At 63.5% G+C, this 22,136-nt stretch carries 16 protein-coding genes and 1 pseudogene; 13 read left to right on the top strand and 4 right to left on the bottom strand.

The genetic code is table 11. The features are described from left to right. Window positions 1–299: 299 nt before the first annotated feature. Both DB708_RS18475 and DB708_RS18470 read right to left on the bottom strand, forming a co-directional pair. A complete protein-coding gene (locus DB708_RS18475) occupies window positions 300–2,714 on the bottom strand; it encodes a S8 family peptidase (protein WP_108924436.1) in 2,415 nt (804 codons plus the stop codon). Then, entirely contained in the window at window positions 2,711–3,034 is a 324-nt protein-coding gene (locus tag DB708_RS18470; RefSeq protein WP_165839867.1) for a helix-turn-helix domain-containing protein, read from the bottom strand. The genes DB708_RS18475 and DB708_RS18470 overlap by 4 nt, the downstream gene beginning before the upstream one ends. A gap of 71 nt (window positions 3,035–3,105) precedes the next feature. Here DB708_RS18470 and DB708_RS18465 point away from each other — a divergent pair, with 71 nt between their 5' ends. Next, on the top strand, window positions 3,106–4,080 hold the full coding sequence (locus tag DB708_RS18465) for an AAA family ATPase (protein ID WP_108924434.1): 975 nt from the start codon (window positions 3,106–3,108) through the stop codon (window positions 4,078–4,080). Window positions 4,081–4,741: 661 nt separating this feature from the next. Here DB708_RS18465 and DB708_RS18460 read toward each other — a convergent pair. Both DB708_RS18460 and DB708_RS18455 read right to left on the bottom strand, forming a co-directional pair. After that, window positions 4,742–7,192: an ATP-binding protein gene (locus DB708_RS18460; protein ID WP_108924433.1), complete on the bottom strand. Its 2,451-nt coding sequence runs from the start codon at window positions 7,190–7,192 to the stop codon at window positions 4,742–4,744. Then, the gene (locus DB708_RS18455; protein ID WP_108924432.1) at window positions 7,189–7,368 is read right to left on the bottom strand and encodes a hypothetical protein; all 180 of its coding nucleotides are present in this window, start codon (window positions 7,366–7,368) and stop codon (window positions 7,189–7,191) included. The genes DB708_RS18460 and DB708_RS18455 overlap by 4 nt, the downstream gene beginning before the upstream one ends. Window positions 7,369–8,224: 856 nt before the next feature. Here DB708_RS18455 and DB708_RS18450 point away from each other — a divergent pair. The 12 genes and pseudogenes from DB708_RS18450 (at window position 8,225) to DB708_RS18395 (ending at window position 22,081) form a co-directional block, all read left to right on the top strand. Further along, complete coding sequence (locus tag DB708_RS18450; RefSeq protein ID WP_108924431.1) at window positions 8,225–9,154, top strand: PPE family protein, SVP subgroup; 930 nt, start codon at window positions 8,225–8,227, stop codon at window positions 9,152–9,154. A gap of 61 nt (window positions 9,155–9,215) precedes the next feature. Further along, window positions 9,216–10,391, top strand: coding sequence for a PPE family protein (locus tag DB708_RS18445; protein ID WP_108924430.1), 1,176 nt, complete (start codon window positions 9,216–9,218; stop codon window positions 10,389–10,391). A gap of 141 nt (window positions 10,392–10,532) precedes the next feature. Then, window positions 10,533–10,829, top strand: a complete 297-nt coding sequence (locus tag DB708_RS18440; RefSeq protein ID WP_066824874.1) for a WXG100 family type VII secretion target — start codon at window positions 10,533–10,535, stop codon at window positions 10,827–10,829. 48 nt (window positions 10,830–10,877) lie between these two features. Next, window positions 10,878–11,162, top strand: coding sequence for a WXG100 family type VII secretion target (locus DB708_RS18435; RefSeq protein ID WP_108924429.1), 285 nt, complete (start codon window positions 10,878–10,880; stop codon window positions 11,160–11,162). A gap of 244 nt (window positions 11,163–11,406) precedes the next feature. Further along, entirely contained in the window at window positions 11,407–12,180 is a 774-nt protein-coding gene (locus DB708_RS18430; protein ID WP_108924428.1) for a response regulator transcription factor, read from the top strand. Further along, window positions 12,177–13,685 (top strand): sensor histidine kinase, encoded by a 1,509-nt coding sequence (locus tag DB708_RS18425; RefSeq protein ID WP_108924427.1) that lies wholly within the window; start codon window positions 12,177–12,179, stop codon window positions 13,683–13,685. Before DB708_RS18430 ends, DB708_RS18425 begins: the two co-directional genes overlap by 4 nt. Before the next feature lie 292 nt (window positions 13,686–13,977). Then, a complete protein-coding gene (locus tag DB708_RS18420) occupies window positions 13,978–14,067 on the top strand; it encodes a K+-transporting ATPase subunit F (RefSeq protein ID WP_108924426.1) in 90 nt (29 codons plus the stop codon). Beyond that, complete coding sequence (gene kdpA / locus DB708_RS18415) at window positions 14,067–15,737, top strand: potassium-transporting ATPase subunit KdpA (protein WP_108924425.1); 1,671 nt, start codon at window positions 14,067–14,069, stop codon at window positions 15,735–15,737. The genes DB708_RS18420 and kdpA overlap by 1 nt, the downstream gene beginning before the upstream one ends. A 14-nt stretch (window positions 15,738–15,751) precedes the next feature. Continuing rightward, window positions 15,752–17,884: a potassium-transporting ATPase subunit KdpB gene (gene kdpB / locus DB708_RS18410; RefSeq protein WP_409347616.1), complete on the top strand. Its 2,133-nt coding sequence runs from the start codon at window positions 15,752–15,754 to the stop codon at window positions 17,882–17,884. 1 nt (window position 17,885) lies between these two features. After that, window positions 17,886–18,812 carry a potassium-transporting ATPase subunit C gene (locus tag DB708_RS18405; protein ID WP_108924423.1) on the top strand — a complete coding sequence of 309 codons (927 nt, stop codon included), beginning with the start codon at window positions 17,886–17,888 and terminating at the stop codon, window positions 18,810–18,812. A gap of 12 nt (window positions 18,813–18,824) precedes the next feature. Beyond that, window positions 18,825–21,404, top strand: a complete 2,580-nt coding sequence (locus DB708_RS18400) for a sensor histidine kinase (RefSeq protein WP_108924422.1) — start codon at window positions 18,825–18,827, stop codon at window positions 21,402–21,404. Beyond that, window positions 21,401–22,081 (top strand): annotated as a pseudogene (locus DB708_RS18395) (response regulator). The gene DB708_RS18400 and the pseudogene DB708_RS18395 overlap by 4 nt, the downstream one beginning before the upstream one ends. Window positions 22,082–22,136 lie beyond the last annotated feature (55 nt).

Raw genomic sequence — 22,136 nt, 5'->3', positions numbered from 1 at the left:
CAAGGCCGCGCGTGGCGACTTCGTGCCGCGAGGATCGCGAGGCACGCCGACGTCGGACATCTTCGGGGAACAACACTCGCTTAGGCGTCGCGATGGCGCACATTCGGCAGTCGACCTCCAATACCTGCAGGAGCTCGGCAATGCATCGCTTGATGCCTGAGAAGGGTAGGTGTCGAGCCTCGCCATCGTGAACCGCATATATCGATTAGCCACGTCGAGACGCTGAATAGGCTGCGCGACCGACCGGATGACGACGATTGGCAGTCAAACAAGCCCGCTCGCACGCCGCGTGGGGTCAGCTATTGGTCCAGCTCAACCGGAATTACAGCAGGGACGAGAGCCTCTGCGAGGATGCCGTGCAGGTCGATGTCGACCTTTCCGAGGTCGACACTTACAACGACCGAATACGGCAGATCCTTTCTCCGACCCTCTCGCGAATCCTCCCACCAGCCGAGGACCGGATACACAGCGAGCAATCGCGCACCGGCGATCTTGGCGGCAGACACTGTCGCGTAATCATGCTGCAATGTCCCACGAGATCGGTCATCGGGCGGAATCTCCCACGCGTACGAACCACCTCCGGGAGTCACGCCCTGGTCAAGAACGAAGCGGTTGATTCGGGCACGAAAGCTGTCAGCTGTCTCAGTCGGACCTTGCAGGTCCCAGCGGAGGCGTCCACCGGCATACGCCCGACGGGTCAGATTGTCGGTTGGCTCGGCGAAGTAAGACAGAGTGACCGTGAGCTCGACGTTCGACTCGCCAATGACATCCAACTCTTCCCAAGGAAGCGGCAACTCGATGAAGTCGGCTTGCCGATCCGCCTTAGGCCCATTGTGCCGGCTAGGAACCAGGCTGCCCTCGTAGATCATGACCGGCCTGTTCGAATCACTAGACATCGCTCGCTCCGGACGGGGGACTCCGTAGCCGAAGGAGCGCAATAGATCTCGCTTGTCAGGAAGTTGCACTAGCGCCGGTTGAGGCCAGCGACATGTGTGCACCAAAAGTGCCCGCCATGTCGCAGGCGTCAGGTCCGGGTGTGCTGCCGCGATGCGAGCCAACGCATTCGACGCGGCGGCCGCCGCCGGGCTGGTCTTATACGTGCGCCGCAGCAGAGATGCCGAGCCGCCCGTAGTCGACCGGAGCGTTAGAACACTGAGCCCCTGCGCTTCGGGATTCTCCAGTCCACCCCCAGGGGCGGTGTTCCCTGCTTCCATCACGATGTCAGGCTTGATTGGGTTGTTGGCAACGGCGGCCGTCCGGCTGTGAGGACTCAGTTGTCCGCGGGCGGCCAGCGGTGCGGGATAGCCGCTGGCCTCATCTTCCGAGGTAAGGGTGTCGAGAGCTGTATAGCCACCGACGGTGAGAACATTCCAGGCCTGCGCGGGTTGCTGGAGGAACGGGGGTCCGAGATTGATGAAAGGGTAATCGTTTCGGTCCGTGATGGATTCAGTGTTTCCGCCTGCAACGACCAATATCCGTCCGCTGCCGTTGTTCCACGCAAGTAGGTCGGCTGCTACTGACCACGCTGTGCGATCGGTCCGACCGGTCGCGACGTTGTCCGCGCCGATGCTCAGGTTATGGATCACTGGGCGGTCACCAGCGAACGACTCGGCGACCTCGACGGACTCGGTGGTGCGTTCCGCCCACAGCACGCCTCGCTCCGGATCCCCTCCAGGTTCTGCGGCGGAATCGAGCAGACGCATGGCTATCAACCATGCATCCGGATAGATGAGACCCTCGGCCACACCCTCCGCGAGCGTTGAATACGCGGCCACACCAGCCATCTGGGTTCCATGGCCATCAGCGTCTGCTGCTCCTGAGGTGCCTGGGACCACGCTTTCGGCACCGAGAAGCACGGGACTTACATAGGGGTGCGCAACATCAATGCCGGTGTCGTGAACCGCCACCGCGATAGCGCTCTCCGGCGGCGGATAAACATCGGCAATCTCGCCGTCTGCGTCCTGCGCTTCAGCCATCGCGATCGGAAAGACCGTGGGAGCTAAATGCACCTCAGCCGTATCGGGAAGCAGCATTGGGAGCGCCTTCAGCGACTCACCACTCGCAAGTACGACATGAACATCTCGTTCGGGACCACGGAACACCGGGAGCGCACCGACACTCGCCGTAGTGAGCGCCGCAAATGCGCTGACCGAAGCCTCGATCGCCCGATGTTCCGCTGGGCTAAGGCCCACACCCCCACGCGTCCAGATCTCGACCCAGAGACGATCCTCGTCGGGTACGTCGTTCGGGATTTCCCCCAGGCTCAGATCGGCGATTGTGGCCTGAGAAACCTCATTGATCCGGGCAATGATGTTGTTGTACTTGGGGTTTCCGTCCTTGGTGTCTTCAATCGCGTATGCAGCGGCCTTCGCGCGCAAACTTTCGAGTTCATCCCGAACTCGAAAGACCACCCGCCCGCCATCGCTCACCAGCAGTTCGCTGCCGGAACTACCCGTGATGAGCTGGCGCGACACTTTTGGGTCGTCGAGATTCGGCCCGAGCGCCGTGACTATCGCACCCGACTCCGTTGCCGGGTACTCCGACTGCGCGGCCGATATCTGTTGAGAAAGGCGGTCGATCTGGTCCAGAACGTGGGCGGCATGTTGCCGGCGGTCCCGTTCCGGCGCGTCGGGCGTGCGCCCTGAGCGGCGGCTCTTGAACGGCTCGGGCTCGGCTTGCCGCAACGAAAGGAGCGCTAGCCCGTGAACGATCACGGTGCCGATTCTGTCGCTGCGGTGTCTTCGGCCGAGCGTGACACGCCAGCCGACTTCGACGCATCCGCGGCACGCCGATGCAGGAGGTCCAAGGAGACGCCTATCTCGCCGGCAAGCGCGGCGACGACCATGAAGCCGGGGTCCGTGACGGCTGACTGCTCAATCTTGGCGATCGTGTGCACTGACACTCCACTCAGCTGCGCCAAACGACGCCGAGTGAGGCCTGCGTTTTGACGCGCTTCAGCAAGCGTGCGAACCAGCGCGCGAGCCAAATCCTCGCGGGAACGCGTCCCGCGCGTCGGGCGGCCACGCTGCTGCATAGCCGTCATCATAGAAGTAAAATAATACTTCTGTCGGTTGAGGCCGTAATCTACCCATGAGGAGGTGAACCATGGCGAACGCCGAGTACCTGACTGAGCTGGTCAGGGCGCACTACACGGGTGACGATCGACGTTTCTCGAACCTTCTCAACCAGGTCATTGCCGCCGAGTCGCGCGCGGGCCATTCCCGCCTGGCCGAGCGTCTCCGTGAGTTACGCATCGAGGCGACGCGCACTGATGCTCCTGCGCGTGCCACACCGTTAGCCAGAGCACCTCGAAATCTTGAACAGATCCTGGCGGTCGCCTACAGCAACACCAAACTCGCCGACTTGGTGCTCACATCCCAGACTCGAAACAGCCTCGACCGCTATGTGATCGAACAACGGCGTGCGCAGGTGTTGGCAGACCACGGACTTCGACCTCGACGACGCCTCCTCCTCCACGGCCCGCCGGGATGCGGAAAGACCATGACAGCGCAGGCACTCGCCGGCGAATTGAAGCTGCCCCTCGTCCGCGTGCGACTCGAAGTGATCTTCAGTAGATACCTCGGCGAGACAGCTGGCACGTTGACGGAGGTGTTCGCAGAAGTCGCCCGAGTTCGAGGGGTCTATCTCTTCGACGAGTTCGACGCACTCGGCCGCACCCGACTTGACGACAGCGATGTCGGCGAGATCAAACGCGTCGTCACAACTTTCCTGCAGCTATTGGATGCTGACATCAGCGACAGCCTGCTCATCGCGGCGACCAACACAGGGAACGCTCTTGACGCAGCACTATTCCGCCGTTTCGACGACGTCGTAGAACTGCCTGAGCCGACGGACGAACAGCGTCGCGAACTTCTCAACCGATTGATGCGCCCCTGGCGTTTGAAGACGACCAGCGCCGTACTCAACGAAGCCAGCGGCCTATCCTTCGCCGATATTCGAGCAGCTGTCGAAGACGCCTACAAGGACGCGATCCTGAGCGACTCGGAGCGACCGACCCGCGAAGGCATTGCCGCGAGGCTCGCTGAACGAGAGGCTCGCGCGCCAAAACCCAAACTATGAACGAATGCCTATCGCCCAGCCAGGTGAGTGACCGCTTGATCCAAGCTCACCCAGTTGGCCCGGATGGGCAACAACTCATGAACTAGAGGCTAGAGGTGACCAAACCAATGCCCGGAGACTACGTGCGCAACGGACGATGGACATGCAAGGCCGACACCGTCTGGCAGGAGCGCTGCACGGTATGCAGATTCCGCGGAGCCACATTGGTCGACGGAAAATGCTCACAGTGTTATCCAGCAGGGTTCCCACCATTGCCCGGATGAGACAGTTCACCTGACCGCTCGCTGAATTTCCCACTCACGCGCATCGAATCTCCCTACCCGTGTGACTCCGCCGAGAAGGGCGGGCCTCCCACGAAGCTGCCGGTGTCTGACGCCAGCTATCCGAGATGGAATGAGCGCGAGTCAATTTCGGCGACGGACGAACACGTCAAGGCAACGTCGTCGATTCCGTCCACGACAGCAATTAATCCATGAGCCGCACCGAACCTTGACCACCGTGATTGACTCGCCATGGCTCCCGACAGGTTCGCCCCTGCAAACCGTAGGTGTGTGCAAGTCGGACGTACCACCAAGAGTGGGAACCTTAGGACGAAGCGAGCCAGCCTCTCCTTACTTGAGTTGCACCGCCCAACAAGCTCCCCGCCAACGGAGCGTATGCGCTACTTGGTCCGCAGGTTCAGGTTCAACGTCCCGCAAGGGCAGCGCAGAGCGTCTTCCCGCCCGGGGAAACCATTCACGTAGAGCCACCCGCCGCACGCGCTGTTCGAACATCTGAACAGATCTATGAAGTCCTTACAGGCCGTCACCACCGGCACAAAATCCTCCTTGGCCATCGCCGCCCAGTCATTGTTGTGCACCAGGGCATTGATCGCCCAGTTCTCTCCATCCTGAGCAAGCATCGCCTGTTGGCGGGCCGCTTTGAGGTCTTCGACTTGCTGCTTACCAGCCTGGTTACTCCAATTTTCGGCGGAAACACCGGCCTTCTTTAGCAAGTCTCCATAGCGACTCTTGGCCGCCGCAAATAAGGAGCCAAGTTCGTAGTTATTGTCAGGACGGTAGATCACCTTGCCCTGCAGCGCGGCGACGATATCCCCCATCGACGCTTCCAAGTTACGTCGGAGCTTATGGGCTGCACCGGGAACATCATCATCGGCGAGGTCAGCATCAATTTGCGCCCAGAGGTCTTCGCCTTGGCCGTAGACCGGACCGCGGTCGACAGTCCAGCCGTGGAATCGGGCGTGAGCCTTTGTCCCGACGAGCCCTGACGACTGCATCTGCCTGGCCCAGACTTCGTCATGGGTGGTCAGGATGAACTGAACGTCAGGGAAGGTGTCCTTGAGAAGACGGCAGAACTGGCGGCGGTGATTGGTGTCCACGGAGGTAACGACGTCGTCCAGCACAGCCAGCCGGAAGTCGTCCTGCAGCAGCTGCCGGATGAGCGCAAGATACAGACACACGCCCATCCCGTCTTGATGGCCCTCGCTGTGATAGGCCATCGGCGGAAACATCCCCAGTCCGTAAAAATCGACTTCCAGGTCCAACTTCCCAGCCGACGGAGCGAGCCCCGCCTTGAACGACGACTCGTCGTCAGCGTTGATGCGGCGGTAGTAGTCGCTGAAGTCGTGCTCCACAGTGGCGTAAAGCCTGGTCAGCTCCGCATCTGCGACGTCGTTGTAAATCTCGTAGACCGCCTTGGCAGTGTTGTGGGCCGCGCAAGCCTTGACGTGGGTTGCCCGGGCCTGGCGCAGCCGGGTCCACCGTTCCTGAGCGACAGTCAGGGCACTTCGAGCATTAGCGGTCGCGCTCTGGTCAGGCAACGCCTCGATATCCTGCCGCATCCCGACCAGCAGGGCCGTCACTCCAGGAGGAAGGGCTAAGGGGTCCGCGCCGACTCGCGTCGCCTGTTCACGGATCGTCGTCAGATGGTCCAGTGTGGCGGCGAAAGCAGCCAGATCAGCCAGCCAATCGATTAGCACAGCCTGATCGTCGTTGCGTCCCACTCTCAGTGCATGCGGTTGGGCCGCGCGGATCAGCGTCTCTGCCCGCTGCACCTGAGCCTTCGTCCGTGCTGCGGCCTGCAGAATCCGCTGCTCCAGCGTCTTGGCGGCCTCTGAGCGTGTGAGCTTGGCCTGCAAGTGCAGGCGCAGCGTCTGAACGTCCTTCCACGGCTGATCGCACAACGGGCAGGCGGCCTCCGTGACCAGCGGTAGCCCAGTCTCGATTAGCTCGCGATGGGTGAGCGCGTCAAGGATGCTCGGTTCGTGCTCCAGTTCAGCCAACGCCTGCACCAGGTCCTGGGCGGCGTTAGCCAAGTCGCGGTGATCGGCGGTGAAGGCGCTGAGCTCGTTGACATCTCGGAGTGCGGAAGTCTTGTTGAAAGAGGATTGCTCACCGGCAGCCTGGGCTTCGACGGTCATGTCGGTGTCGGGCTGCAGCGACTCCAGCACCGCAATCCCGAGGACCTGGCGATGCCGATTGACTGCGTCGAGGACCTGCGCTTCCAGCAGCGTTGTGAGATCGAGATGGCGGCGCAACGCGTCTTCAGCGTTGCCGACCTCGGTCGTCGCCTGTTTCTCATCGCCGGAGGTCTTGGTCATCGCGGTACGCAGTAGCCGGCGCACTTCGTCGATGCGGTCGAGTTTGAGCAGCGCTTGCACTTCCTGAGCGCGCCTACCCGGCTCGGCGTAGACATACTTGATGACCTCGCGCCGCGACAAAATCAACTCGGGATGCTGGGCAGCCCAACTGACCGCGGCTTGCAGTTCGGGGGTGTCAGGCTCCAACTTGTAGGTGGCGGCAGTCTTCACGCATCGCGTCAACACGCCTGTCTGGCCGCTGGCGGTGTCCACAATCGTCAGTGCCACCGACGCGGCCGCTGGGTTGTTGCGTTGATGCACATGCGGGCCATGTTTCGCCAAGCTGACTCCGCCGGTGCCCGCACCGCTCAGTCGCGCTACGGACCCTGTTAATGCGAAGTCGATCGCGTCGACGACGCCACTCTTACCAGAGCCATTTGGCCCAGCAACGACGAACGACTGGCCATCTAGTTGCAGATTCAGCACCCGGATGCCGCGAAACTCCTCAATGTGGATAGCCTTGATCTGAATCACGCTCGTCGGTCACCGGTCTCTTCGGCGAACAACGTGACCAACACGTCGGCTTTAGGCAACTTCTCTGCGGCGAGGAACTCACCCAACCGTGCGGCAACTGCTGCGGGCACCACCTCGCTGACCTCGTGTAGGCGCTGCGTGAACGCGCTCAGTACTTCAGACTCGATTCGAGACACCCGACCCCCTACGAATTACCCTGTATCCCGAGCGGTTCGATCACCTTAGCTACGACTTCAGCAAACGTGCACCATGTTCGCTTTCGGCTAACTGCGGGACGGGGTATTCCCTTCTCTGCGGCCGGGTTGGACGGCGCCCCTTGCAGACATGCAGTAGTCCGCAGTGTCACCTCCACGTCAATCAACACAACAAGCTCCGCTCACACGTGACGTCGGCGCAGGTCAACGCAACCCGTCTAGTTCAAAACTCGCCGATGTAGTACTTCAGGAGCCGATGTAGTACTTCAGGACAAGGAACCGCCGATACAAAGGACCGAGCGCGTACCGCAGTGGATACCGCAGTGCTTTCATTCAGCCTCAACGCCAGCCAACACCACCAGCACTAAATTTCCTGGTAAAGACGATCTAGCTGACAGCTATCGCCTCGACCCAACACAACAAACGCCCAGTTCAGAGGATTTTAAGTCCGCTGCCTCTGCCAATTGGGCTATGGGGGCCCCGGCGGCGAATCTAGCGCGCGGGACCAAGACCTCCGACACCGCGTCCCATCCGGCTTTGCCCGAATTCTGGGGGTGCGTGCCGGCCGAGCTTCGCGTACTGTCCGCGCGCCGCGCAACATTTAGCTGTATCGCCCCTAGTGTCAGATGACACGGCCATGTCGGTTGCTAGGAGCTTGTTAAAACTGCCTGCGTCGGCGTTAAGAGGCCGTAAACGCCCGTCACCCTCGCCATTTCAATCGGGAACTTGGTCAGTGGGGAATTTAGCCTTACGCAATCACACAGCGGCTCGTACGCCCACCACGCAGGTCGACCCAGAGCTTTGGGACGACATGGTTCCAACCCTAGAGGAGCAATGGATGTCCTTCCTGACAACAGTGACTGAAGAGTTGCTAGCCGCGCAGGGGCAGCTAGAAGCGATCAACGCCAACCTGGCGGCACAAAACGCAGGCGCCGCGGCAGCGACCACCGCGGTGGCTCCGGCCGGCGCTGATCCCGTATCGGCCCAGCAGGCGGTGATCTTCTCGGCGTACGGCACCTCGTACCAGGCGACTGCGGGCGAAGCTCAGACCCAGCTGGAAACGTATGCGACCAACCTGGGCAGCAGCTCCACCAGTTACAGCGACGCCGAGGCCACCAACGCCGCTCAGGCTCTTCTCTCGGAAGCCGACCCGATGCAACAGGCCAGCCTCCTTTCGGATCCGGTGTCGCAAGTAGCGGCTCCCGGTCCCGGCAGCACCGTCCTCGACTGGCTCACCTACCTGCTCGGTGGTACCGGCAACTACACCAACCCGTCGATGCTCGGCGGAATGTTCGGCCTATCGAGTAACGCGGCCAACATCCTCAACATCGGTGGTGGCAACTGGGCTTCGGCCGCGTCGAACCTGGTCGGTATGGCCGGTGGTGGTTTGCTTCCGGCCGGCAGTGACACCATCGGCGACGCCGCCGCCGCGGCCGGCGCCGCGGACCTCGCCGCCTCGACTACCCCGGTGCCGGTCGGCGCGGCCGGCATGGGAATGCCGGTGGTCGCGGGCTTAGGCCAGGGCACCCTGGTCGGCAATCTGGCGGTGCCCCCGAGTTGGGCCGGCGGCCAGGTCACCCCGGTGCTGGGCACCACCGCTACGCCGCTGCACACGGTGGGCTGGACCGGCGCTGCCCCGCAGGCCGGCGCCGGCATCCCCGGCATGCCCGGCATGGTCGCTCCCGGCGCGGGACGCGCCTCCAGCGGCTTTGGTGCGCCGCGCTACGGCGTCAAGCCGATCGTCATGCCGAAGCCGACGGCCGTCTAGGGCAAAGCACGGACCGTCACGGTTACTGAACAGCTAATTCGGACGAATTTAGGGGAAAGAAATGGTTTTTGAGTTTGCCGCATTACCTCCGGAGATCACCTCGACGCTCGTATACACCGGCCCGGGCTCGGCGCCACTGATGGCCGCCGCAACCGCGTACGCCAACCTGGGCGCCGAAGTGAGCACCACAGCCACCTCGTGGGAGTCGATCGTGTCGTTGCTGACGACAGAGCAGTGGACGGGTGGCGGGTCGGCCGCGGCCGCAACCGCCGCCCAGCCGATCGTGTCCTACCTGACCGACACGGCGGCCGCACTCGAGCAAGCGAGCTCCGCGGCCGCAGCGTCTGCCGCCGCCTTTGAGGCTGCACATGCCTCGGTGGTGAGCCCGGCGCTTGTTTATGCGAATCGCGCCGAGTGGGCGGCCGCATTGGGGGGTCTCCCCTTCACCCTCCCGCAGCTGATGGCGTTGGACATGGAGTACGAGGAGATGTGGGTCCAGGACGCTACCGCGATGAGTGCCTACCAGGCCGCTGCGGAGGCAGCTGCCGCAACCCTGCGGCCGGTGACACCACTGACAACGACCACCAACCCGGCCGGGCCGGCCCTCGAGGATGCCAACAGCGCATTCCAGGCGGCAGATACCCCGTTCCAGGCGTTGGATGCATTGGATTTGAGCTCGTTGACCGACGCGCTGCAGATCCCCTTCTCGAGCAACAACATTCTGCAATCTATCGACGGCTTCCTCGGTACGCCGTCGGTACTGAACGCGATCAACGGCGCGGTCAACACCGCGGCGTGGTTCACCATGATCACGATCCCGACCGCGGTATCGCTGGGTCACACGCTGGCCGGTGCCGCGGTGCCGGCAGCGGCGGTTAGTGACGTGGTCCCCGAAGCCGGCGCGGCCGGCGTGGTCGAGGGAACCATGGTCCGATCGGTCGCTCCGGTCGGCGGTCTCGGCGCAGGAGCGATGGGCAGTCTGGGGCAGGCGACCACCGTCGGCAAGCTCTCGGTGCCGGCCACCTGGTCCGCGGCCACCCCCACGGCGGAATTGGCTTCGTCTACCGCTCCGGTCGAGGGCTCGGGCTGGAATGTCCCCGTCGAGGAAACCGGGACGGGCATGGGCGCGCCCGGTATGCCGGGAATGCTGGCCGGGGCCAAGGGCGCCGGTGCCTACGGCGCGGGTCCGCGGTACGGCTTCAAGCCGATTGTCATGCCGAAGCAGGTCGTTGTGTGACGCACCAAAAAAGGGTTCACATGTAACTCGTTGGAGGCTGGCAGTTAACCGCTACGCCGTAATCTGTGCGCTGCGCGGCCACTGCCAGCCGCGAAGACTTCCATGAATTAACGGCATCAACCGAAAAAGGAGAAAGGCAACATGGCAACACGTTTTATGACCGACCCGCACGCGATGCGTGCGATGGCCGGCCGCTTTGAGATGCACGCGCAGACGGTGTCGGATGAGGCTCGCAAGATGTGGTCGTCGTCGATGAACATCGCCGGCGCGGGCTGGAGCGGTCAGGCTCAGGCCACCTCTTACGACACCATGGGTCAGATGAACCAGGCGTTCAACAACATTGTCAACATGCTGCACGGCGTGCGTGACGGCTTGATCCGTGACGCCAACAACTACGAGACGCAAGAGCAGGCCTCGCAGCAGGCCCTCGGCCACTAGCCGCGAAACTCGCTGCTACCCAAACACTTTCAAGAGAGGACATAGACAATGTCGATCAATTATCAGTTCGGAGATGTGGACGCCCACGGCGCCCTGATCCGCGCGCAGGCTGCTTCGCTGGAAGCCGAGCACCAGGCCATCGTTCGCGATGTGCTGGCCGCCGGTGACTTTTGGGGTGGCGCCGGTTCGGTGTCTTGCCAGGAGTTCATCACCCAGTTGGGTCGCAACTTCCAGGTGATCTACGAGCGGGCCAACCAGCACGGCCAGAAGGTGCAGTCCGCGGGCAACAACATGGCCAGCACCGACAGCGCCGTCGGGTCCAGCTGGGCCTAGCACCTCGTCTCTAACCGGGGCCGCGCACCGACTGGTGTGCGGCCCCGTTTTCTGTGGCACGAGGGTGTTAGTGATTTGAACTAAGGTCGTTCATTTCAGTGCTTTTCGCGAATCGCCACGTCCCGATGCGGCGGACGCGACACAGAGAACTCCGCGCAGCAGGGCCCGATCCGGTCACCTAAACATTTGAGAAATCTATGAACGAGGTGACAAGCGCATATGTGCTTTGCGAGAATTCAAGAACATGACCGTAATGTCGGGTTACGCAGGAAGCCAGCGTCCACGCCAAGCCATTCTTGGGCAGCTACCCAGGATCTATCGTGCTGACGGATCACCGATCCGGGTATTGCTGGTGGACGATGAGCCAGCGCTGACCAACCTGGTCAAGATGGCACTGCATTACGAGGGCTGGGTGGTGGAGATCGCCCACAACGGCCGCGAAGCACTGGCCAAATTCGAGCGGGCGGCCCCCGATGTGCTGGTCCTCGACATCATGCTTCCCGACATGGATGGCCTGCGCATTCTGCAGCGAATCCGCGAATCCGAAATTTACACCCCCACGCTGTTCCTGACCGCACGCGATTCGGTCATGGACCGTGTCACCGGTCTCACCGCGGGCGCCGACGACTACATGACCAAACCGTTCAGCCTCGAAGAACTGGTCGCCCGGCTTCGCGGGCTGCTGCGGCGCTCCAGCCAGCAGTCCCCACCGGCGGCCGAAGCGCTCAAGGTCGGCGATCTCCGGCTCGACACCGCCAGCCGCGAAGTCAGCCGCGACGGCACGCCGATATCGCTGTCGTCGACCGAATTTGAATTACTGCGCTTCCTGATGCGCAATCCGCGCCGTGCATTGAGCCGCACCGAGATCCTCGATCGGGTCTGGAACTACGACTTCGCCGGGCGTACCAGCATCGTCGACCTGTACATCTCATACTTGAGAAAGAAGATCGACTCCGGCCGGGAGCCGATGATCCACACCGTCCGTGGTGTTGGATACATGCTGCGACCAGCGGAATGACCCGGCAACGCAACACCCCTTCGTGGCTACCACGGTCTCTGCGCCGCCAACTGCTTATTGGCGTATTAGCAGTCGTCACAGTGGTATTGGTAACCGTCGGCATAGTCTCAGTGCTCAGCCTGCGCGGCTACGTCACCGCGATAGCCGACGCCGATGTCTCCGAATCCCTTGATGCATTCAGTAACTCGTACATCCGGTACCAGAACGGCGAACACACCTCGGCACACCGGCGCACTCCGCCGATAGCAGAGGCGCTGCTGGAGTTCACCGGGCAAACGCCGGGAAACGTGATCGCCGTGGTGCACCATGGCGATGTCGTCGGCTCGGCGGTTTTCTCGGAGGACCAGCCAAAACCCGCCCCAGCCGATGTCATCCGTGCGATCGAGGCGGAGTCCTGGGCCGACGCGCCGCCGCGCACCATACGGCTCGGCAGCCTCGGCGCCTATCGCGTCGACAGCCGAGTCGATGGATCCGACCTCCTGATCGTCGGGATGTCGGTGAAGCTCGCCGACGAGATCATGGCCCGCAAGTACATCACCACCAGCCTGCTGGTCGCGGCCGCCCTGGTAGTCACCGCGGGACTCACCGTGTGGGTGGTGGGCTACACACTTCGCCCGCTGCGCCGGGTCGCCGCGACCGCCGCGGAAGTTGCGGTGATGCCGCTCACCGGCGACGAACACCGGATCGGCGTCAGGGTCCAGCAGGAAGACACCGACCCGGACAACGAAGTCGGGATCGTCGGGCACACGCTGAATCGCTTGCTGGACAACGTGGATAGCGCGCTGGCGCATCGCGTCGATTCCGACTTGCGGATGCGCCAATTCCTCACCGACGCCAGCCACGAGCTGAGAACCCCGTTGGCGGCGATTCAGGGCTACGCCGAGCTGACCCGCCAAGACAGTTCGGCCCTGCCGCCGACCACCGAGTACGCACTGGCGCGCATCGAGTCCGAAGCACGCCGCATGGCTCTGCTCGTCGAGGAGCTGCTGTTGCTGTCCCGCCTGGGCGAGGGTGAGGACCTGCAGAACGAAGACGTCGACCTGGCCGATCTGGTCAACAACGCGGTGAACGACGCCGCGGTCGCAGCGCCGACACACCAGTGGGTCAAAGACCTTCCCGAGGAACCGGTCTGGGTCCGCGGGGATCATGCCCGGCTACATCAGCTGGTCAGCAATCTGCTCAGCAACGCCGCGTTGCACACACCGCCCGACGTCACGGTGACCACCGCGATCGCCTGCCACCGCGGCGACCCCGACGCGCCGCATGCCCAGCTCACCGTCACCGACGACGGGCCCGGCATCGACGCCGACCTGCTCCCCCGGTTGTTCGAGCGATTCGTCCGCGCAAACACCTCCCGGTCCGACGGTTCGGGCATCGGCCTGGGCCTGGCCATCGTCAGTTCGATCGTCAAAGCCCACCACGGCTCGGTCAGCGCCGAATCCAGCAAGGGCCGAACGGTCTTCCGGGTGAAGCTGCCGTTGATCGACAGTCCGGGCGCCAGCTAGCGCCCACCGCGCGCGAGGTCAGTGAGACGCGCGGGACAAACGAGGCGGCAAAGGTCAGGAAGACCGCAAAAGTGGCGGTCAAGACGTAAAGAAAGCGTTAAGGGCAACGCTTTGCCCCGCGGGCGAGCCTAGATTCGATCGTGACCTCCTCACCGAGGTCAGGTCACTGTTGCCCGAAAACAATCTGGCATTAATCGGTCATTGAACGAGAGACAAACATGTCTGTGGTGATTTACCTGGTGCTGACTGTGGTGGTGTTCGCCGCACTCGGCTTGACACTGAGGCTCGGATCGTGAGCACCGCCAATACGGTGGGCCTGATTCTGTCTGTCCTGATCGCACTGTTACTGGGGGCTGCCTTGATGTTTCCGGAGCGGTTCTAGTGAGCGGCACCGCCGCGGGTGTGGTCTTCCTCGCGCTGATGATTGTCGCGTTGGCGGTGGTCCACGTGCCGCTGGGCGACTACATGTATCGGGTGTACAGCGCTCAAAAGCATTCGCGCACCGAGAAATTCATTTACCGATTGATTGGCGCCAACCCCGACTCTGAGCAGACGTGGAAAACGTATGCCCGTAGCGTGCTGGCGTTTTCGGCGGTCAGCGTCGTGTTCCTATTCGTCCTGCAACTCGTGCAGGGAAAGCTGCCGCTGCATCTGCACGATCCGGGAACGCCGATGACAGCGGCGCTGGCCTGGAACACCGCGATCAGCTTCGTCACAAACACCAACTGGCAGGCCTATTCCGGTGAGTCGACCATGGGCCATCTGGTCCAGATGTCCGGTCTGGCGGTACAGAACTTCGTATCCGCCGCGGTCGGGATGGCGGTCGCGGTCGCGCTGGTCCGCGGCTTCATCCGACACCGCACCAATGAACTGGGAAACTTCTGGGTGGACCTGACCCGCGGCACGCTGCGCATCCTGTTGCCGATCTCGATCATCGGCGCGCTCACCCTGCTGGCCGGCGGTGTCATCCAGAACTTCCACCTCAATGACCAGGTGGTGAACACCCTGGCCGGCTCCCCGCAGACCCTTCCCGGTGGTCCGGTTGCCAGCCAAGAGGCAATTAAGTTGTTGGGCACCAACGGCGGTGGCTTCTACAACGCCAACTCGGCGCATCCGTTCGAGAACGCGACCGCGTGGACCAACTGGGTCGAGATCTTCCTGATCCTGGTCATCGGCTTCTCGCTGCCGCGCACGTTCGGCCGCATGGTTAACAGCAAGAAGCAGGGCTACGCCATCGCCGCGATCGTCAGCGTCCTGGCCCTGCTCAGCGTCACCTTCATGATGCTGTTCCAGCTGCAGCACCACGGCACCGTCCCCTCGGCGGTGGGCGCCTCATCCGAAGGAGTCGAACAGCGCTTCGGCGTCGCCGACTCCGCGGTCTTCGCCGACGCGACCACGCTGACCTCAACGGGCGCAGTCGATTCCACCCATGACTCCTATACCAGCCTGGGCGGCATGATGACGATGTTCAACATGCAGCTCGGTGAGGTCGCGCCCGGTGGCACTGGCTCGGGGCTGTACGGCATCCTGATCCTCGCGGTCATCACGGTGTTCGTCGCGGGGTTGATGGTCGGCCGGACACCGGAGTACCTGGGCAAGAAGATCAATCCGCGCGAGATGAAGCTGGCCGCAGGGTATTTCCTGATCACCCCGCTGCTCGTGCTGCTCGGCACCTCGATCGCGATGGCGCTGCCGGGTGAGCGCGCCGCCATGGCCAACGGCGGGCCGCACGGCCTGTCCGAGGTGCTGTACGCCTTCACCTCGGCAGCCAACAACAACGGTTCGGCTTTCGCGGGTCTGTCGGCCAACACGGTCTGGTGGAACACCGCCTTGGGTCTGGCTATGGTCTTCGGCCGCTTCCTGCCGATGATTCTGGTTCTCGCGCTTGCCGGTTCACTGGCAAGCCAGGGCATGACGCCCGAGTCCAGTGGCACCCTGCCCACGCATAAGCCGCAGTTCGTGGGACTTGTGGTGGGCGTGACAGTCATCCTGGTTGCCCTCACCTTCCTGCCCGCGCTGGCGCTCGGGCCGCTTGCCGAAGGGATTCACTGAAAGTGACCACCACATTGAATTCAGGCACCCGCCGACGCACCGCGCAGGCGCCCGGCGAAAAGCTTCAGGGCGGCTCGCTCGACCCGGCCCTGCTGCTGAAGTCGCTGCCGGACGCACTGCGCAAACTCGATCCCCGCACGCTGTGGCGCAACCCAGTGATGTTCATCGTGGAGATCGGCGCCGTCTGGTCGACGGTGCTCGCGGTCGGCGACGGCACCTGGTTCAGCTGGCTAACAGTGTTCTGGCTATGGCTGACAGTGCTTTTCGCGAACCTGGCCGAGGCGGTCGCCGAGGGGCGCGGCAAGGCGCAGGCCGACTCGCTGCGCAAGACGAAGGCCGACACCATCGCGCACCGGCTCAAGGATTGGAAGCCCGGCGCGGCTGGCAACCCCGAAGAGATTGCGGCGCCGCTGCTGCAGCAAGGCGACTTCGTGGTGATCACCGCGGGCGAAGTCATTCCCGGCGACGGCGATGTCGTGGAAGGCATTGCCTCGGTTGACGAGTCGGCCATCACCGGCGAATCGGCACCGGTGATCCGGGAATCCGGCGGTGACCGCTCGGCGGTGACCGGCGGGACAACCGTGCTGTCGGACCGCATCGTCGTCAAGATCACCCAGAAGCCGGGCGAGAGCTTTGTGGACCGGATGATCGCGCTCGTCGAGGGCGCGAACCGGCAGAAGACGCCCAACGAGATCGCGCTGAACATCCTGCTGGCGGCACTGACCATCATCTTCGTGTTCGCGGTCGCAACACTGCAACCGCTGGCGATCTACTCCAAGGTGAACAACCCTGGGGTGCCTGATACCTCGGCGCTCAGCTCCGACGGCATCAGTGGCATCGTCCTGGTGGCACTGCTGGTGTGTTTGATTCCGACCACCATCGGTGCGCTGCTTTCCGCGATCGGTATCGCGGGTATGGACCGGCTGGTGCAACGCAACGTGCTGGCCATGTCGGGCCGCGCGGTCGAAGCGGCCGGTGACGTCAACACCTTGCTGTTGGACAAGACCGGAACGATCACGCTCGGCAATCGTCAAGCGTCGGAATTCATTCCGGTGACCGGCGTGACCAACGCCGACTTGGCGGACGCCGCACAGCTGTCGAGTCTCGCCGACGAGACTCCAGAAGGACGCTCCATCGTGGTGTACGCCAAAGAGGCCTACGGCCTGCGCGCGCGAACACCTGGAGAATTGACGAACGCTAACTGGGTGGAATTCACTGCGACCACCCGGATGTCGGGCGTCGACCTCGACGGCCGGCAGCTACGCAAGGGCGCGGCGAGCTCGGTCTCGGAATGGGTCCGCGGCCACGGCGGCAACGTCCCGACCGAACTCGGCGAGATCGTCGACGGCATCTCGGCGGCCGGCGGAACCCCGCTGGTCGTCGGGCAGGTCGATGACGGCAAGGCCGAAGTGCTCGGCGTCATCCACCTCAAGGACGTGGTGAAGCAGGGCATGCGCGAACGGTTCGACGCGATGCGCCTGATGGGCATCCGTACTGTGATGATCACCGGCGATAATCCGTTGACCGCCAAGGCAATCGCCGACGAGGCCGGAGTGGACGACTTTCTCGCCGAGGCCACACCCGAAGACAAGATGATGCTGATCAAAAAGGAGCAGCAGGGTGGTCGCCTGGTGGCGATGACCGGCGACGGCACCAACGACGCGCCGGCGCTGGCTCAGGCCGACGTCGGAGTGGCGATGAACACCGGCACATCGGCCGCCAAAGAGGCCGGCAACATGGTGGACCTGGACTCCGATCCGACCAAGCTCATCGAGATCGTGGAAATCGGTAAGCAACTGCTGATCACCCGTGGTGCGTTGACGACCTTCTCGATCGCCAACGACATCGCCAAATATTTCGCGATCATCCCGGCGATGTTCGTGGCGATCTTCCCCGGCCTGGACCTGATCAACGTGATGCGGCTACACAGCCCGCAATCGGCGATCCTGTCCGCGGTCATCTTCAACGCGGTCGTCATCGTCGCCCTGATTCCGTTGGCGCTGCGCGGTGTTCGGTACACGCCCAGCCGTGCATCGAAACTGCTCAGCCGAAACCTTTACGTCTACGGATTGGGCGGCATCGTCGCCCCGTTCGTGGGGATCAAGCTCATCGACCTGCTGATTCAACTGCTCCCTGGGATGGCCTGAGATGAACATCGCCAACACGATTCGCCAACACGTGGCCGCGCTGCGCGCGCTGCTCGTCCTCACGGTGATCCTCGGTTTTGGCTACCCGCTGCTGATTTGGCTGATTGCCTTCATCCCGGGACTGCACGACAAGGCGGAGGGTTCGATCATCACCATCGGCGGCAAGCCGGTGGGCAGTCGACTGATCGGCCAGTCGTTCACCGACGCTAGCGGCAACCCGCTGCCGAAGTACTTCCAGAGCCGGCCTTCGGCGGCGGGCAGCAATGGATATGACCCGACGTCGAGTGGCGGCAGCAACCTTGGGCCCGAGAGCATTGTCGACACCCCGGGCGATCCGGCCAAACTGGCGTCGGGCGCCAGTGCGTCCGACGCCGGGTTCAAGCCAAGCCTGCTGACGCAGGTGTGCACGCGAAGCGTATCGATCGGACAACTCGAAGGTGTCAATGGCGCAAGGCCGTTCTGCACCGGCGGCGGTGTCGGAGCGGTGCTGTCGGTGATTGGCCCCCGCGATTCGCGCGGTTACGTCGTCCACCCGACTCGGGTGGTCAGCGTCAACGAGCCGTGCGCGACGACGAAGCAACCCTTCCTGGACTTCTACGAAGGTGTTCGGGTCGAGTGCGCAAAGTTCGGCGACGACTACTCGAACGGCCAGATCGTGCCGATTGGCGGAGCCGCCGCGGGTAGCCCGCAGGTGCCCGCCGACGCCGTCACCGCCAGCGGCAGTGGCCTGGATCCGAACATCTCACCGGCCTACGCCGCTATTCAGGTCACCCGGGTGGCCAAGGCCCGCCACGTCAGCCCGGACCAGATACGCGCGGTCCTCGCGCAGTTCAGCGACGGCCGTGCCCTGGGATTCTTCGGCGAACCAACGGTCAATGTGCTGCAGCTGAACGCCGAACTCGACCACCGGTTCCCGGCCACGAGCTAGGGACGCGGGTGGATGATGGTTGACGTGAGCGACGTCAGCCTCGGGGACCACCATCCCAAGCGCGGGGAGCTACGCATCTACCTCGGTGCGGCCCCGGGTGTCGGCAAGACGTTCGCGATGCTCGGGGAGGCTCACCGGCGCTTGGAACGCGGCACCGATCTGGTGGCCGCCGTGGTGGAGACGCATGGCCGCCGCAAAACCGCGGAGATGCTGGAGGGCATCGAAATCATCGTGCCGCGTTTCATCGAGTACCGCGGCGGTAGCTTCGCCGAACTCGACGTGCCGGCCGTGCTGGAGCGGCATCCGCAGGTGGTTCTGGTCGACGAACTGGCCCACACCAATACACCGGGAAGCAAGAACCAGAAACGGTGGCAGGATGTCGAAGAGTTGCTCGACGCCGGGATCACCGTGATCACCACCGTCAACATCCAGCACCTGGAAAGCCTCAACGACGTCGTCGCCCAGATCACCGGGATCGAACAGAAGGAGACGATGCCGGACTCGATCGTGCGGGAAGCCGCACAGGTCGAGCTGATCGACATCACACCGGAAGCGCTGCGGCGCAGGCTGTCTCACGGCAACGTCTACGCCCCGGCCCGAATCGATGCCGCACTGTCGAACTACTTCCGCCGCGGAAATCTCACCGCCCTACGGGAATTGGCGTTGCTGTGGCTGGCCGATCAGGTGGATACCGCGCTGGCCAAGTACCGCGCGGAGAACAAGATCACCGACATGTGGGAGGCGCGCGAGCGCGTCGTGGTGGCGGTCACCGGCGGCCCGGAATCGGAGACGCTGGTACGACGGGCATCCCGGATCGCGTCGAAGTCCAGCGCCGAGCTGATGGTCGTGCACGTGCTACGGGGCGACGGGCTGGCCGGCTTGTCGGAAACCCGGATGATCAAGATCCGCGAGCTGGCCGGCAGTCTGGACGCGTCGGTGCACACCGTCGTCGGCGACGACGTGCCCACAGCGCTACTGGATTTCGCGCGTGAGATCAACGGCACCCAGTTAGTGATCGGCAGCTCGCGCCGGTCGCGGTGGTCGCGGATTTTCGAGGAGGGCATCGGCCCGACCATTGTGCAGCGATCCGGCAAGATCGATGTGCACATCGTCACGCACGAAGAATCCAGGCGCGGCTTCCACATCGCGTCGCTGGCGCCCCGCGAGCGACGCATCGCCTCCTGGCTGGCGGCCTGCATCGTCCCGTCCGCGATCTGCGCGGTCACGGTGGGCGTGCTCGACCCATATCTGGACACCGGCGGAAAGAGCGCCCTGTTCTTTGTCGGGGTTCTGCTGGTGGGCCTGCTGGGAGGTGTTGCCCCGGCAGCTCTTTCGGCGGTGCTGTCCGGGCTGCTACTGAACTACTACCTGATCGCGCCACGACACAGCTTCACGATCGCCGAACCCAACAGCGCCATTACCGAATTGGTGCTGCTGCTGATCGCGGTGGCGGTCGCGGTGCTGGTCGACTTCGCGGCGAAACGAGCCCGGGAAGCCCGGCGGGCTTCCCAAGAGGCCGAACTGCTGACGCTGTTCGCTGGATCGGTGCTGCGCGGCGCCGACCTCGACACACTGCTCGAACGCGTGCGCGAGACCTACTCGCAGCAGGCGGTCAGCGTGCTGCGAGAGCCCAGCGACGAGGACCGCGCCGTCGGCAAGAAGAGCTACATCGTGGCCTGTGTGGGCAAAGATCCTTGTGTCACGGTTGATTCCGCGGACACCGCGATCGAGGTCGGTGACGACGAATTCTGGATGCTGTTGGCCGGCCGCAAGCTGTCCGCGCGCGATCGCCGGGTGCTGAGCGCGGTGGCCAGACAAGCCGCGGGTCTGATCAGGCAGCGTGAGCTGGTCGACGAAGCAAGTCGAACCGAGGCGATTGTGCGGGCCGACGAGCTGCGGCGCTCGCTGCTCTCGGCGGTCAGCCATGATCTGCGCACACCGCTGGCCGCGGCCAAGGTCGCGGTATCCAGTTTGCGCGCCGAAGATGTTGCGTTCTCCGCGCAAGACACCGCGGAATTGCTGGCCACCATTGAGGAGTCGATCGATCAGTTGACCGCGTTGGTTGGAAACCTGCTTGATTCTTCGCGTCTGGCCGCCGACGTGGTTCGCCCGGATCTGCGCTGGGTGTATCTGGAGGAAACGGTGCAACGCGCGCTGGTCAGTATCGGCAAGGGCGCCACCGGGTTCTACCGATCAGCGATCGATCGCGTCAAAGTCGACGTGGGTGACGCGGTGGCCATGGCCGACGCCGGGCTGCTCGAACGCGTGCTGGCCAACCTGATCGACAATGCGCTGCGCTACGCGCCGAACTCCGTGGTCCGGGTCAACGCGGGGCGCGTGGGCGATCGGGTCCTGATCAACGTCATCGACGAAGGACCGGGAGTCCCACCCGGGAACGAAGATCAGCTCTTCGAACCATTTCAGCGGCTGGGCGATCACGACAACACCACCGGTGTGGGGCTGGGGATGTCGGTGGCGCGTGGCTTCGTGGAAGCCATGGGCGGAACCATCCAGGCCAGCGACACGCCCGGGGGCGGACTCACCGTCGTCGTAGACTTGGCGGCACCGCCGCAACCGATTGGTGTCCGATGACCCGGGTATTGGTGATCGATGACGAGCCGCATATTCTGCGTGCGCTGCGCATCAATCTCTCGGTGCGCGGCTACGAAGTCGTCACGGCGGCGACCGGTGCCGGCGCCCTGCGCGCCGCTGCCGAACACAAACCCGATGTGGTGGTCCTCGACCTCGGCTTGCCCGACATCTCGGGTATCGAGGTGCTTGCCGGTCTGCGCGGGTGGCTGACGGCACCGGTGATCGTGTTGTCGGCGCGCACCGATTCGTCCGACAAGGTCGAAGCGCTGGACGCCGGGGCCGACGACTACGTCACGAAACCGTTTGGGATGGACGAGTTTCTAGCCCGGCTGCGGGCCGCGGTCCGCCGCAACGCCGCGGCATCGGAAACCGACGAGCCGGTGATCGAAACCGATGCTTTCACCGTCGACCTGGCCGCCAAGAAAGTGACGAAGAACGGCGCCGAGGTGCACCTCACCCCGACCGAGTGGGGCATGCTCGAGGTACTGGTGCGCAATCGCGGCAAGCTGGTCGGCCGCGAGGAGTTGCTCAAAGAGGTGTGGGGCCCAGCGTAAGCCACCGAAACCCATTACCTGCGTGTGTATCTCGCACAGTTGCGGCGCAAACTCGAAGACGACCCGTCGCATCCCAAACACCTGCTGACCGAATCCGGTATGGGCTACCGCTTCGAGGCATGAGCTTTCCGGCGCCCAATGTGCGTCCACGGCGCCGGGTGTGCGCCCACGGCGACGA

It is taken from the genome of Mycobacterium montefiorense, from assembly GCF_003112775.1.
Classification (GTDB): domain Bacteria; phylum Actinomycetota; class Actinomycetes; order Mycobacteriales; family Mycobacteriaceae; genus Mycobacterium; species Mycobacterium montefiorense.
Note: the sequence above shows the minus strand (reverse complement) of the source record. Positions and strands in the feature narration are given on the sequence as shown.

Coding starts and splice junctions, on each gene's coding strand:
- DB708_RS18405 (WP_108924423.1), top strand. CDS start 17,886: ATGAACATCGCCAACACGATTCGCCAACACGTGGCCGCGCTGCGCGCG.
- DB708_RS18470 (WP_165839867.1), bottom strand. CDS start 3,034: ATGCAGCAGCGTGGCCGCCCGACGCGCGGGACGCGTTCCCGCGAGGAT.
- DB708_RS18445 (WP_108924430.1), top strand. CDS start 9,216: ATGGTTTTTGAGTTTGCCGCATTACCTCCGGAGATCACCTCGACGCTC.
- DB708_RS18435 (WP_108924429.1), top strand. CDS start 10,878: ATGTCGATCAATTATCAGTTCGGAGATGTGGACGCCCACGGCGCCCTG.
- DB708_RS18430 (WP_108924428.1), top strand. CDS start 11,407: ATGACCGTAATGTCGGGTTACGCAGGAAGCCAGCGTCCACGCCAAGCC.
- DB708_RS18425 (WP_108924427.1), top strand. CDS start 12,177: ATGACCCGGCAACGCAACACCCCTTCGTGGCTACCACGGTCTCTGCGC.
- DB708_RS18450 (WP_108924431.1), top strand. CDS start 8,225: ATGTCCTTCCTGACAACAGTGACTGAAGAGTTGCTAGCCGCGCAGGGG.
- DB708_RS18400 (WP_108924422.1), top strand. CDS start 18,825: ATGATGGTTGACGTGAGCGACGTCAGCCTCGGGGACCACCATCCCAAG.
- DB708_RS18465 (WP_108924434.1), top strand. CDS start 3,106: ATGGCGAACGCCGAGTACCTGACTGAGCTGGTCAGGGCGCACTACACG.
- DB708_RS18440 (WP_066824874.1), top strand. CDS start 10,533: ATGGCAACACGTTTTATGACCGACCCGCACGCGATGCGTGCGATGGCC.